This is a genomic window from Pseudomonas sp. R1-15, assembly GCF_051132085.1.
GTDB lineage: Bacteria > Pseudomonadota > Gammaproteobacteria > Pseudomonadales > Pseudomonadaceae > Aquipseudomonas.
Window position 1 is genome coordinate 2999892 of sequence record NZ_CP071660.1, and the last position, 12435, is coordinate 3012326.

13 protein-coding genes are annotated in these 12435 nt (G+C 53.3%); 5 read left to right on the plus strand and 8 right to left on the minus strand.

Translation table 11 applies throughout. The features are described 5' to 3' along the window. Positions 1 to 216: 216 nt before the first annotated feature. The 4 genes from herA to J3P97_RS13520 all read right to left on the minus strand — a co-directional run bounded on the left by herA (position 217) and on the right by J3P97_RS13520 (position 5324). Positions 217 to 2064 (minus strand): anti-phage-associated helicase HerA, encoded by a 1848-nt coding sequence (gene herA, locus J3P97_RS13505; RefSeq protein WP_434674462.1) that lies wholly within the window; start codon positions 2062 to 2064, stop codon positions 217 to 219. Then, positions 2061 to 3398 (minus strand): SIR2 family anti-phage-associated protein, encoded by a 1338-nt coding sequence (locus J3P97_RS13510; RefSeq protein ID WP_434674463.1) that lies wholly within the window; start codon positions 3396 to 3398, stop codon positions 2061 to 2063. The genes herA and J3P97_RS13510 overlap by 4 nt, the downstream gene beginning before the upstream one ends. 245 nt (positions 3399 to 3643) lie before the next feature. Then, positions 3644 to 4906: a translesion error-prone DNA polymerase V subunit UmuC gene (gene umuC / locus J3P97_RS13515; RefSeq protein ID WP_434674464.1), complete on the minus strand. Its 1263-nt coding sequence runs from the start codon at positions 4904 to 4906 to the stop codon at positions 3644 to 3646. Beyond that, positions 4893 to 5324: a LexA family protein gene (locus J3P97_RS13520; RefSeq protein WP_434674465.1), complete on the minus strand. Its 432-nt coding sequence runs from the start codon at positions 5322 to 5324 to the stop codon at positions 4893 to 4895. The genes umuC and J3P97_RS13520 overlap by 14 nt, the downstream gene beginning before the upstream one ends. Before the next feature lie 98 nt (positions 5325 to 5422). On the opposite strand from J3P97_RS13520, the gene J3P97_RS13525 reads away from it, so the two are divergent. The 3 genes from J3P97_RS13525 to J3P97_RS13535 all read left to right on the plus strand — a co-directional run bounded on the left by J3P97_RS13525 (position 5423) and on the right by J3P97_RS13535 (position 8752). Continuing rightward, a complete protein-coding gene (locus J3P97_RS13525) occupies positions 5423 to 6130 on the plus strand; it encodes an SOS response-associated peptidase family protein (RefSeq protein WP_434674466.1) in 708 nt (235 codons plus the stop codon). A 620-nt stretch (positions 6131 to 6750) separates the two neighbouring features. Next, positions 6751 to 7569, plus strand: coding sequence for an alpha/beta fold hydrolase (locus J3P97_RS13530; RefSeq protein ID WP_434674467.1), 819 nt, complete (start codon positions 6751 to 6753; stop codon positions 7567 to 7569). Further along, positions 7559 to 8752: an ATP-binding protein gene (locus tag J3P97_RS13535; RefSeq protein WP_434674468.1), complete on the plus strand. Its 1194-nt coding sequence runs from the start codon at positions 7559 to 7561 to the stop codon at positions 8750 to 8752. Before J3P97_RS13530 ends, J3P97_RS13535 begins: the two co-directional genes overlap by 11 nt. A gap of 276 nt (positions 8753 to 9028) precedes the next feature. On the opposite strand, the gene J3P97_RS13540 is transcribed toward J3P97_RS13535, so the two are convergent. Further along, on the minus strand, positions 9029 to 9529 hold the full coding sequence (locus tag J3P97_RS13540; protein ID WP_039768421.1) for a ferritin-like domain-containing protein: 501 nt from the start codon (positions 9527 to 9529) through the stop codon (positions 9029 to 9031). A 231-nt stretch (positions 9530 to 9760) separates the two neighbouring features. Here J3P97_RS13540 and J3P97_RS13545 point away from each other — a divergent pair, with 231 nt between their 5' ends. Next, positions 9761 to 10150, plus strand: a complete 390-nt coding sequence (locus J3P97_RS13545; RefSeq protein ID WP_024013813.1) for a low affinity iron permease family protein — start codon at positions 9761 to 9763, stop codon at positions 10148 to 10150. Between the two features lie 68 nt (positions 10151 to 10218). After that, positions 10219 to 10584, plus strand: a complete 366-nt coding sequence (locus tag J3P97_RS13550) for a histone-like nucleoid-structuring protein, MvaT/MvaU family (RefSeq protein WP_434674469.1) — start codon at positions 10219 to 10221, stop codon at positions 10582 to 10584. A 102-nt stretch (positions 10585 to 10686) separates the two neighbouring features. Here the strand turns inward: J3P97_RS13550 and J3P97_RS13555 are convergent, their stop codons facing one another. From J3P97_RS13555 to J3P97_RS13565, 3 genes are all read right to left on the minus strand, one after another. After that, positions 10687 to 11379, minus strand: a complete 693-nt coding sequence (locus tag J3P97_RS13555) for a DUF421 domain-containing protein (RefSeq protein WP_024013811.1) — start codon at positions 11377 to 11379, stop codon at positions 10687 to 10689. 152 nt (positions 11380 to 11531) lie between these two features. Then, the gene (locus J3P97_RS13560) at positions 11532 to 11759 is read right to left on the minus strand and encodes a DUF6555 family protein (protein WP_122746257.1); all 228 of its coding nucleotides are present in this window, start codon (positions 11757 to 11759) and stop codon (positions 11532 to 11534) included. Between the two features lie 162 nt (positions 11760 to 11921). Continuing rightward, a complete protein-coding gene (locus J3P97_RS13565; RefSeq protein ID WP_434674470.1) occupies positions 11922 to 12332 on the minus strand; it encodes a response regulator in 411 nt (136 codons plus the stop codon). Positions 12333 to 12435: the final 103 nt, after the last annotated feature.

Here is a 12435-nt window from a genome sequence, read left to right on the forward strand (position 1 = left end):
TTCGGCCAAAAGGAGACATTCGCCAATGACCTCAAAACCTTCGAACCGTAGACGCCGGAACGCTAAGCTCAGAGCGTCACCGCAACGAGCCAACTGAAGATCGCAGGATGCTCCACGATTAGGGAACGACTAATGCGGCCCGCGCTCGCCTCTTAACAGCTTACTTCGACTGTGAATACTGAGAGATGGAAGTCTAGAGCTAAGACCCGTCAGCTCCTAAAACGGTACATCATCATCGTAAGCGGGTTCTGGCGGCGGTTCGTTCCATGGAAGTGGTGGTGGTGGTGGTGGTGGTGGTGGTGGTGGTGGTGGTGGTGCCTCAGGCCTTCCGGTTGCCCAGCCACTGAAATCAGCATCGCCGGAATGAGGCGTAGGTGAGGCATCAGCAGCTCGAATGAGTGTTGGCATAGCAATGCTCCCGCCGAAAACAATCGCTGTCTGCCTTGGTAAACCCGCAATACGACGGATTTCCCGTCGATCAGCCCACTCACTGGCCGATTGAATCGCAGCCAAATCCTTTTCAGATGTCAGCCTGAAGGACACCCAATTGTTACACTGCGAGAGAACCGTAGGAGATATCTCTGATGGCCTTTGTGTACTCAACCAAAGCGCAAGGCCAAACTTCCTCCCTTCTTTTGCAAGCCGTTCATATGCAAGTGCGTTTTCACCTGCATCGTCGCCGGAACCGATAGGGCGCAGATAATGGTGTGCCTCCTCTAGAACGAGCAAGGTTGGGATTTTGTTCTCCTGCCCTCTCCGAAAAAGCTCGTAGGCGTAAAGCTCCAAGAGAGAGCCTAGAATGAATGGGGTCAGATCGTGTGATAAATGTCTCAGGTTTATGATATGTACCCGCCATGGCACATCCTGACCGCCAAAGATATGCTCCACTAGGTTGGTGGATTCATGCGCCCAATTGAGCGAAGTCCCAGTACCTACTCCACCATCTACATCGACGACAGAGCGGAACATAGGATCTTCAGCGAACCGATTGATCCTGGTAATGAGTGGCGAAACGTTCGAATAGCTGAAGGCATTTCTCTCCGCCCCATTCCTCTGAGAGGGTTGTATCCCGTGGCTTTCAGCTACTAGTGACGCGAGAGCGGCCATATGAGGCCAAATTGTCGCTGCGCCAGCTTGTCCATTGCGGATCTGCCGAATCCGGCTATCAGCATCAGCGGCTCCTCCCTGACGGCAATCGTCGAATAGGAAAGGCGTTGTGTCATTTGTCAAACCAGCCCCCCTCAGTTGGGGAAACCACCGGACTTGGTGGAGGTGTTCCAGTGCGAATGTTAGCGCTGGCCGCTGTGTTTTTTCGCTAGGAATCAAAAGCCTGTTGAGGCCGTGCCGCCCCAGTGCGTAATACGGAATTTTAAAGGTGTCCGGTCCCGGCCCTCCAACGGTCGTGCATTTCACGGCACCATCTGGAAGCTCTGGAACGTTGAGCGCGGCTTCATACTCGCCATTAATATCGAAGATAACAATCCGCGCACGGGGTAGTTTCACTATTTGCTGGAGCACTGCTGCTGTAAAACAGCTCTTACCTTGGCCCGAACTGCCCAGCACCGCGACATGCCTGGAGATCAAATTTTTGAGCCCCACTTTCAAGCTTCCGCCCCCACGTAAGTCATCACCCAACTTAAGAGGGACATCGTCCTCATCGTCAGAACACAGGATTGCGGCCAGTTCCTCCGTGCTAAGAGGAAAGGCCTCAGCCCCAAGAGGAGGGGTTGCAAGTGAGTCGCTGGTAAAGCGCGCCTTGCCCTCTTTTCTGGACAGCCGTCCGACAACCGCACCTGAAATGTTACGCAGCGGCTCAGTTTGATGGGTGCTAGAACCTATCCCCAGTCGATGGGCTTCGCGAGGCTCGTCGAAGCTAAGTGAGACAACCTTCATTACCAAGGCCCGACTTCCTGCATCCAGCACTAAGAGACTACCGATCTCCGTCACTGACGATATTCCTTGGGCATGCGATGCTAATTGACCTCGGTGCATATCAAGCAAATTGAGGGTGACGTCTGAGCCTTCGATTCTTACCACATACCCGACAGGAAGGCGCCCTCTCATTCCCCCATCCTCGGTGCTGCTGCCTCGCCTTGAAGTTCTCGCGGCTCCCTCAAAGCCTTCTCAAATTTGCGCATGTCCTCGTCGTATATGAGAGGGTCAGGCAGATTCCGCGCGAGCGAATCAATGTAAGCGTGAGCGGAACCACCACCCACCAAGGTGATGCGTGGGTTTTTCAGCGAAAGTAATTTTCGCAATGCTGGAGGCAAGGTTTGATCCGCCGGATCACCGTTAAACCCGGAGGAGTAAATGACCAGTTGAAGCGTGGGATTGAGCAAAGCCGACCTAATCAGCCGATTGATATGTTCATCCCCAAACCCGTAGCCACATAAGATCAAGCAGCTCTGCGGTTTGGACATAAACTCTGCAAACCTTCTAAAAAGCTCACCTAGAACGTAGCCGATGGTGTCCATGTATTTCGCTGCCCTCGGCATAACCATCAGCCCCAAGTCCTCGCCGTCCCGCTCAGCCATGAACGCTTCAATGCGTTGATGGGCAAGCGGCGCAGACACCTCAAATACCTGGCCGCATTCCTGTTTCCAGGTCAATGACCCATGCAGTTTTGCGAGATAAATGTTGTAGACGCCGAATCTGGCTTCGCCCCGGGCTTGGGTGTTTCGGAAGCCAAGGTCGAAGCTCTGTGGGGAAAAGCGCCGGGTATGAGTGCCGAGGAAGCCATTCGAGACTTGAAGGTCAATGGATTCCGCTGCCCACTCGATAGCTAGATCATAATTTGTGGTGAATACCCAAGGTGATGACTGACCCGGTTGGCGAGCGGAAACCAGTTTCTGAAGAATTGTCCGCTGGCTTGCGAGACCATCGTCGTCCGACTCAACGCCGCTGGGTGAGAGCCACCACTGCTGCCGGAGCACGGCAGCGCTGACAACGGTTCTTAAAAGCGCTGCCTTTACCTTCTTCAGGTCGCTGAGGTTTTCCTCCAGATCCCGCTCGCCTGGCGCGTATTCAATCGCATCATCACTGAACATGCCCATTTGCCGAGTCCAGTCGGACAGGGCGATTTCAAGGCTATCGATTAAATGCTCAAAGTTGGGTGTAGCGGGTCTTGGAAGTGTGGTGGCGTCCCCGCGAATGAATCCATGCTCAACCATCCAGGCAGCGTCTTCTGGGCACTCTGTTACAAACCTAGTCCAAAGCGCGATCATCGTAAGGCCACCAGCAGCAACCGATGCGCCGGCGCCTAGAAGGAGGCCGATGTTTTCAAGTCTCAGGAGCGAAGCGAGATGTGCCTCAAGCTCCGTTTCATCCGCTAAATCAGTACCGCCACGAATTGCTGTAAAAGTCATCCTGACCTCCAAAAAAGCACTGATAAAGTCCATGGATGCCCCATACAACGCAAGGCGTGGACGGCTTCATGCAGGCTAGTAAACTGCCATCACGCTGTCCAGGTCGCTATAGAAATTGAAAATCTGTGCTGAGGCCACGATCGACACCCCCGATGTCCCTTTTGGATCGACTTTAGAAGACGTGGAACGTCCGCTTCTGGCCGTAAGCAGCCGTTCAAGGCTGCCCGTTTCTGCGGCGGTAGAGGCCCATCTGTTCGGCGCTACTTTGCTCTCACCGTTCACAGCTGATCTATCTTCGTCGTGTAACTTCTACTCATCAGTTCGCGACGCATCGCCCAACTAGGTGCAGCCGGCACGCTGGCCAATCGAATAACTCCCTCTCCCCATTGGCTGTTGATCTCATCCAACAGCTCCATCACTTTGTCCGCCATAGCAGGCTGCGAATGCGCAAAGAGGTCGCCAGTGAATTCGCCGGGCTGGCGCAGATCCGTCAGCGAAACCTCCGCTTTGCCGTATTTGTAGCCTGGGCGGAAGAGGCGATTGACCGCTTCGGTCGCAGCCTTCGTCATCAGCCGCACGTCGTTGGTTGGGTACGGCAATTCCACCAAGGCGCCATTCGCATATTTCGCTTTCTCGGGCTTGAACATGCCGGTGCGAATGCTCACGCGAATCTTCTTGCACAGCGAGTTTTGCGCTCGGAGCTTTTCCGCTGCGCGTTGGGTGTAGGTGGCGACCGCTACCTTGATCGGCTTGATCTGCGTGAGCCGCATGCCGAACATTCGGCTACAGCAAATCTCCTGCTTCGGTGGGTCTGCTGCCCCCAGTTCCAAGCATGGGGTACCGGCCAGTTCGCGAGCAGTCTTCTCGATCACCACGCTGAATTTCTGGCGAAGCATCCATGGATTGGCTTTCGCTAAGTCCATGGCGGTCTTGATGCACATCGTTCCCAGGTGAGCCTTCATGCGCTTGCCAATGCCCCAGACTTCGCCGACATTGGTGTTGCGCAGCGTCCAGTCCCGTTTGAACGGATCGCAGAGATCGACCACACCTCCGGTGATATTCAGCAGCCTTTTGGCGGTATGGTTTGCGAGCTTCGCCAGCGTCTTGGTGCCGGCAATGCCCACCCCGACTGGAATGCCTGTGCGCTTGAGAAGGGTGGAGCGCATGTGCCTGCCGAACGCGGACAGATCTCCAGGCATGCCCGTCAAATCAGCAAATGCTTCATCAATGCTGTAGACCTCAAGTGCCGGCACCATCGATTCGATGATCGTCATGACGCGCTCGCTCATGTCACCGTACAGAGCGTAATTGCTGCTGAATGCCACCACTCCATGCCGGCGTAGATGGTCTTTGATCTGGAAGTACGGCTGGCCCATCTTCACGAAAGGCTTGGCGTCGTAGCTACGCGCGATCACACAGCCGTCGTTGTTGGACAGCACCACAACAGGTATCTTGGCGAGGTCCGGTCTAAAGACTCGCTCGCAGCTCGCGTAAAACGAGTTGCAGTCGATCAGGACGAAGACAGGCTCACGTGTTGTCATGATCGCGCACGCTGTATTTCACCACCACCCAGATCACAAGCTCATCGCCTTCCATGACATGTCTAGCCGGATATTTCGGGTTTTCCGATAGGAGAATCACGGCGTTCTCGCGCAGAAGCAGACGCTTGCAGAATGGTTCCGAATTCAACGCGGCGATAACGATATCGCCACTGACCGCTTCGATGCTTCGATCGACGATCACCATATCCCCGGAATAGATGCCCGCGCCCTGCATGCTATCCCCATCAATCCTCACCAGATACACGTGCGGCGCCCTGATATCGAACAGCTCATCCAGGGAAATGTGCTTTTCGATGTGGTCAGCCGCAGGGGAAGGGAAGCCCGCCGGTACCTTGGATGAATAAAGGGGCAGCTGCTTACCGCCAGTAGCGAGTGGGCCGAGGAGGGTGATGCTCATGATGCAAGCCTTAGGAGGTTAACTGTACATGCATACAGTTAATGATTTGGTTCGCTTGCGGTCAATCTCATAGGCACGACATTTCGACGGGTGACAGCATGTGCGGACGCTACTCGATCTACGAATCGATGGATCACTACCTCAAGGAGCTTGCGCCAAAGCAGCTAGTTATCAATGGCTATGACCTTCGGCCCATTGAGCGATACAACGTCGCGCCGTCGACGCGGGTCGAAATCATCCGGCCGGTTCGAGAGGGCTTGAGCATTGATAAGGTCAGATGGGGATGGGCGCCATTCTGGGCGAAGGGTAAGCGTCCTGATCCAATAAACGCGAGAGTCGAGACCGTCATCACCGGCAAATTTTTCAATCGGCTCTGGCCAAACGGACGCGTGCTTGCTCCGGCGAATGGCTGGTTCGAATGGGTAAAGGAAGAGGATCCGAAGAAAAAGCAGCCGTATTTCATTACTCTGAAAGAGCAAATTCCCATGTTCTTCGCGGGGTTGGCCGAGGTGCACGAAGGTACGGAGCCGGATGACCGCGACGGCTTTGTCATCATCACCGCTGCGAGTGATGAAGGCATGGTCGATATCCACGATCGCAAGCCCTTAGTCTTATCGCCGGAGCATGCGCGTGAATGGATTGACCCGGATACCTCACCTGAGCGAGCTCGCGAACTAGCGATGGAGCAATGCAGGCCCGCTACAGGTTTTCATTGGTACAAGGTCAGCAAGGAGGTGGGAAACGTTCGTAATCAGGGCTCACATTTGATTCAGCCGCTTTCACTGGCGTCAGACCTCGACGACTGATTAGCCCGTGACATGACCGCAATTCAGTTGTCCAATGACGAACGTAGTGTGAAAGTTCAAGCTTGTTGATTGTATTTATAGAGTGCAACACCACTGTGCAGCGCTGGACTTGCAAAGAACAGGAGGCGCTCCCATGCCTATGACTACCGACGCGGCGCTCATACATCTCGGACAAAGTCTCGCTGGCTTGCGAAGAGCTTCAAGCCGAAGCAATTTTGACAAACGTCATGCTTATCTCCTCGGCTATTGCGAGGCACTATTGATTATCGGCGTAATCGACAGATATCAATGGCGAGCTTTTCTGGACGAAATTGACGATCAGTGCCGAGCTAGGAACGGGGCGGTTGCACCCACAACCTCAATGCCAGGATGGTCTGCAAAAGACTATCTGTAGCCCCCTACATGCTCCATACGCGTGAACCAAAAGCGAAGCTGGTTCGCTTGCATCAACCATCGTGTCTATATCGACTCATGACGAGGCTAAAGCGCGAAGTCTCATAGATGCAGCTGGTAAGCGTAAGAGGATTCTCTGGAATCGATCCTATTCGTGACCTGTAGTGCTTAGCTAGCTACACTGCGTGCTGCGCCTGAAATTCTTTTGGCCGTCCGGAGCGTCATGCATGTCCGCCCAACATCGCAATAATGTGAACGTGCTCGGTAATGGCCCGGCAACTCTCGTTTTTTCCCACGGATTTGGTTGCGACCAAAGCATGTGGTGTTACCTCGTCGACCATTTTACGAATCGATTCAGGGTCGTTCTTTATGATCTTGTCGGCGCGGGACAGTCTGATCTCACGGCTTATGATTCGGAAAAGTACAGTTCGTTAGACGGTTATGCGCAAGATCTGGCTGAAGTCATCAACGAGTTCGCCAGTGGCCCAGTCATAGCGGTCGGTCACTCCGTCAGTGCCATGATCGGCGTATTGGCAGATAGGGCTCACAGCGACCGCATCGACGCTCACGTGATGATTGGCCCGTCCCCTTGCTATGTCGACTCCGGGGATTATGTCGGGGGATTTAAGCTTGAGGACATCCACTCATTGCTGGATACCCTCGACAGCAATTATCTCGGCTGGTCGAGCACCATGGCACCCGTCATCATGGGCGCTCCTGGCCAACCGGCTCTTGGTGAGAAGCTGACGAACAGCTTTTGCCGTACTGATCCGGAGATCGCGAAGCAATTTGCCCGAGTGACGTTCATGTCGGATAACCGGGATGACGTAGTCGGTTTAGAAACTCCGACGCTGATATTGCAATCCACGGATGACATCATCGCCCCGGTCGCCGTAGGTGAGTACCTGCATCAGATCCTGCCCAATAGCACCCTCTGTCTAGTTTCCAATGTTGGTCATTGTCCGCATATGAGTGTGCCCAGTGCATGCTCTGAAGCGATGGACAGCTTCCTTTCGCCCTGGACGGAAGGCGGCGATGGCCGGTGAACCGTCCCTAATTCCCGATTCGCAGTCGCTTTTCGACAACGCGCCTTGCGGCTTGGTCGTTACTCGGGAAGACGGCAGCATCCTGAGCGCCAATAAAACTTTCTGTACCTGGATCGGTTGGGAGAAAACCGACCTGGAGCGCCGGCGCTTTCAAGATCTCCTCACGATGGGCGGACGAATTTTCCACCAAACACATTGGGCGCCACTGATACAGATGCAGGGCTCGGTGGCCGAGGTAAAGTTGGATGTGGTTCACCGCGACAAAACCTTAATTTCAATGCTGCTCAATGGTATTCGTCAGCAGCATGATTCCGGCGTTATTTATCAACTGGCGTTGTTCTGTACCACCGACCGGGATCACTACGAACGTGAGCTATTGAAAGCCAAGCAACTCGCTGAAGAGCTTCTCGCGAATAAAGTGGCCGCTGATGCAGCGTTGTCGCAGGCGCAGACGAAGCTAAACAAAGCTTATGAAAAAGCTCAGCGTCGCGCGTTATTCGCGGAGCAAATGGTTGCGATCGTTAGCCATGACCTGAAGAACCCATTGACGGCAATCAAAATGGCGGCAGAGATTCTCGGTCGGAAAATGCCTGACGGGAAGGAAAAGCTCATGCTGAACCACATCAGCAACTCCACGGATCGGGCGCATCGAATGATAACTGACCTTTTGGATTTTGCTTTAGCTAGAGTCGGACGAGGTATATCTGTCTCGCGTTCAGCCATTGACCTACATTCGGTAGTAGCTAAGAGCGTCGCAGAGCTACGAGTTGCCTTTCCAGATGTCGATCTTCAGCACCAAACGGTTGGGCGGGGAAATGTCGAACTCGACGCTGACCGTATACAACAGATCATCGGTAACCTAGTCGCCAACAGTGCGGCGTACGGCGACCAGAAAAAACCGATTACTGTCATCTCCAGCCTTGATGTTAACCGTGCAAGCATTTCGGTTCACAACTTCGGCGCGGCGATTCCTGAGTCCGCTCGATCCAAGCTTTTCGAACCGATGACCCGTGGTTCAGACCAGGATAGTCAGAACCGTAGCGTGGGGCTTGGCCTCTTCATAGTCCGGGAAATTGCTATTGCACATGGAGGCGATATCGCTGTGCACTCGACTGCCGACGAGGGCACAACGTTTACGATTAATTTTCCCGAGATATCGTCTTTTTCTGGCGGGGAGGGATAGGGCGAATCCTTGTGCATTAGCTGAATGTCGATCACCGCAAATGAAACGCGGCTAGCACTGCCAGCACTTGCCTGTGAGCCACGAAAGTTTTCGTCGTGCGTCGGTGTTTGGCGTTCAGCGCGTCCGTGCTGCTGACATGGTATGCATGCGTTCACGGGGCGCACTGAGGCCGCGGCGACGAACAGGCAAGGTGAGGGGGGAGAAATCTCTGAAAGAACGCTGTAGAAAAAAGGCGATGTTGTTTTCACAACTTCGCCCATGTCACCAGGTCGTGCGTTACTTTGATTCCATGGTTGCCGCTTGATTACCACCTTGCTCGGCGATCTTCGACAGTTTGTCGTCCGTAGCTTTCTCTTCGGCAAGTGTTGCGCTGAGGAGCTTGGCAGCATCAGTTAAGTTCAAGTGCTTCGCCATAGCGATCAACGTGCCGTAACTGGCGATCTCGTAGTGCTCGACCTTTTGCGCGGCGCCAATAAGTCCCGCATCGAGAACGGCACCTTTCTCGATTTCCTCCAAAAGCTCTTTCGATTCTTCGACCAGTCCCTCCATCGCTACGCACTTCATGCGCTTGAGCTTTAAGCCAGTCAATTCGACGAGCTGGTCAATCCGCTCAATCTGTCCTTGGGTTTCCTCCAGGTGCGCATTGAAGGCTTCAGCCAAGAGAGGATTGGTCGCCGCGCGTGCCATGCGCGGGAGGGCGCGAGTGATCTGTTTCTCAGCGCTATAAATATCGGAAAGTTCGTGGATAAACAGGTCTTCAACAGTTTTTCTAGCCATCTTATTTCTCCTCTCCACTGTATAAGTCTCGGTGTCGAGACGCGTCATTTGCATGTCCACGCATGTGGGCTGCATGAAGAAATGACCAGTCGGTGGAATCAGGCGTTCAAATTTTGTTAGTGCTGAAGGAAGGCCGTGCGGGAAACTCGAAACCGACAGACGGTTAAAATGTAATAAAGTATTTCTGGCTTCTATGCGGTCAACAGACTGTGTTCATCCAGAGTGTGTGTTATGAGATTTTCCCTTTTCTGCCAATCGCTATCCAATTGGGCTGGCAGCCCGAAGACGTTTTTGAGCGCAATTTTGTTGATCATCGCCTGGGCGGCGACCGGCCCATACTTCCACTACAACGATACATGGCAGCTCATCATCAATACGTCGACCACAATCATTACTTTCCTGATGGTGTTCCTGATTCAGAACACCCAGAACCGTGACAACGACATCCTGCATCTGAAGATTGATGAGCTTATACGAGCTACTCACGATGCGCAGAATGCCACGCTCGGTTTGGAGCAAATGGGATCGAGTGAACTCAGAAAACTTCGTGAGCAATACCGCACGTTAGGTGAATCGGGCCAGATTAAGGTTGATTCTGCACGCAGTGATGATCATCGCTAGATTATCCATCTATAAATCTGAGATATTATTTCATAAAGACCTTCACCAACCGTCCAAAGAGAATGTCCATGTCCAAGCTCGCAGAATACCGCCAATTAGAAAGACATCTCGCAGAACAACTCAAGGCGTTGGAAGCGCTAAAAGGTGACGCTGATCTTAAAAAAGAAATTGAGTTTGAGAATAAGCTGCGTGATCTCCTTGCGAAATACGGTTACAGCCTGAAAGACGTAATCAACGTGCTTGACCCACGAGCTGGTCGTCGCGAACCCGCTGTCCAATCAAACTTTGGGCGGCGCAAGCCCCGCCAAGTCAAGACCTATAAAAATCCGCACACTGGTGAAGTAATCGAAACCAAGGGCGGTAACCATCGTGGCCTCAAAGACTGGAAAGCGGAGCACGGTTCTGAAACCGTTGAGTCATGGCTAACCAAATAATTATGCGTTGAGATAAGAGAGCCCTACGGGGCTCTTTTTTACGTCGGGCGCGGAGTCGCAGCGTTGCGCGTGCTGTAAGGGCGACCGACATTGCGGGACGCGTCACCGACAGCGTGGACTGTTGAGGGCAGTTGACCAAATGCTGTGGTTGCACCGAGGGCAGTCTGCTCGTTGAGCCTCCACCATGTGCTGGGGGAAACCGCAATTTACGCAGCAATACGAACCCGATGCAGGCGCAGTTTCAAACTCGGCACGATGCTCTAATGGCAGGACGGACAGCCCAGGGCGCAGATCTTTCTGTTCGAAAAAATAAAGGCTGACGTCGCCGTCGGTCTCAACGAGCCCAAGCCTTACTTGTCCGAGATGTTCAACCCCTTGCTGTCGTAACTCCATCAGCAATTCGTTAGATGAGATGTTCAACGTTTCTAAAGACTTGAGCTCGTAGAGACCGTCACGAATGACCGTTACCGGAAGCCCATCCATCCAGGCTTCGAACTTCTTGCTCTTCGTCATCACCAGAACGGTAAGCCGGTACAGAAGCAGGAGCGTGAGAAAGACCACTGCAACCGGCAATAGCGGAACGTCATGGTAGAAAGACACGTCTCCTGCCGCTGAGCCCAATGTCAGAATCACGACCAGCTCAAAAAGTGAAAGCTGTCTGATCCCTCGTCGACCGCTGGATTTCAAAAAAAGAAACACTGCGAGGAACGCGAAAGTGGCCCTGAAACCTACCTCCAGCAAAAACGTTAAGGGAAATTCGTCTATCAGCATCCGCTGGATATCGAAAGGCGACATCGTGACCTCGATTGTATTTTCAGAGTGGACTACGGATCGAATCAGCGTTGGTTTCAAAAGCTGATGTCGGAATATTCAGCGGATAATCGGACTTTGCGGGCTGTTACGACATGAAGCGGATTCATCAATAGCCCGCGCCATACCACGCACTGCTACGTTGAGCTGGCTCGCCAGGTGACATCGGTAATGCCAAATCTTTCGGCTTGAGGTTTGGACACCATCTTCAGCGGCGGGCGACCAGGTCTGGGAATGGGTGCTACACCCGCATCGCAACTAGCCCAGTGCCAGGCATCAGCGTTTTGCATCGATTTGCTACGGATGATGAAGGACTTGGGCACACCGTGAAGCTTGTAATTGATGACGAATAGGTTGTTTTCCATGACTTACTCCGTCTGCTCTGATCTAACGGAGTCATCGATCGCGGAAAAATTCAAAAAATTCAGGGACTTCACCCCTTGTATTGATTCAGGGCAGTGGAGATCCAGCTTCATCCGCTGAGCACCAACCAAATCCGGCATGGCCTCACGATTTCGAAGCCAGGCTTAGCGTTTACTTATGGGGTTTCCGGGCTGCATAAGCTCCGCCACTGCCACAACCATCTCATCCAGCGACCAAGGCTTGTGCAGGTAAATAGTTTGAGCTGGCACTTCGGTGCTCTCGATCAGATAACCCGAGGTAAGTATCGCAGCGATGTGAGGCCATCTGCCTTTGACCATCTGTATGAACTCGATGCCTTGGACTTGGCCGGGGACGCCGTGATCGGCGATCACAAGGACGCATTCACCATGTGCTTCGAGCAGGTAGGTCAACGCATCATCCGCTGTCGCGAACGGGACAGTCTTCGCACCAATCTCATCCATGATATCGGTCATGAGCGACTGCAGAGTTGGGTCGTCCTCAATGACGATGACCTCGCCGCGAATCGGCAGCAATCCTTCCCAATTTACGTTCAAACAATCCTCCTCTAAACAGAGAGCCCGACCGACCAAACAAACGGAACGGTGCATGAGTGTAAGCGAAAATGCCGCGTGTGCCGTGAAAACGCGTGGAGCTCCC

Coding starts and splice junctions, on each gene's coding strand:
- J3P97_RS13550 (WP_434674469.1), top strand. CDS start 10,219: ATGTCCAAGCTCGCAGAATACCGCCAATTAGAAAGACATCTCGCAGAA.
- J3P97_RS13535 (WP_434674468.1), top strand. CDS start 7,559: ATGGCCGGTGAACCGTCCCTAATTCCCGATTCGCAGTCGCTTTTCGAC.
- J3P97_RS13540 (WP_039768421.1), bottom strand. CDS start 9,529: ATGGCTAGAAAAACTGTTGAAGACCTGTTTATCCACGAACTTTCCGAT.
- J3P97_RS13555 (WP_024013811.1), bottom strand. CDS start 11,379: ATGTCGCCTTTCGATATCCAGCGGATGCTGATAGACGAATTTCCCTTA.
- herA (WP_434674462.1), bottom strand. CDS start 2,064: ATGAGAGGGCGCCTTCCTGTCGGGTATGTGGTAAGAATCGAAGGCTCA.
- J3P97_RS13525 (WP_434674466.1), top strand. CDS start 5,423: ATGTGCGGACGCTACTCGATCTACGAATCGATGGATCACTACCTCAAG.
- J3P97_RS13545 (WP_024013813.1), top strand. CDS start 9,761: ATGAGATTTTCCCTTTTCTGCCAATCGCTATCCAATTGGGCTGGCAGC.
- J3P97_RS13510 (WP_434674463.1), bottom strand. CDS start 3,398: ATGGACTTTATCAGTGCTTTTTTGGAGGTCAGGATGACTTTTACAGCA.
- J3P97_RS13560 (WP_122746257.1), bottom strand. CDS start 11,759: ATGGAAAACAACCTATTCGTCATCAATTACAAGCTTCACGGTGTGCCC.
- J3P97_RS13530 (WP_434674467.1), top strand. CDS start 6,751: ATGTCCGCCCAACATCGCAATAATGTGAACGTGCTCGGTAATGGCCCG.
- J3P97_RS13520 (WP_434674465.1), bottom strand. CDS start 5,324: ATGAGCATCACCCTCCTCGGCCCACTCGCTACTGGCGGTAAGCAGCTG.
- umuC (WP_434674464.1), bottom strand. CDS start 4,906: ATGACAACACGTGAGCCTGTCTTCGTCCTGATCGACTGCAACTCGTTT.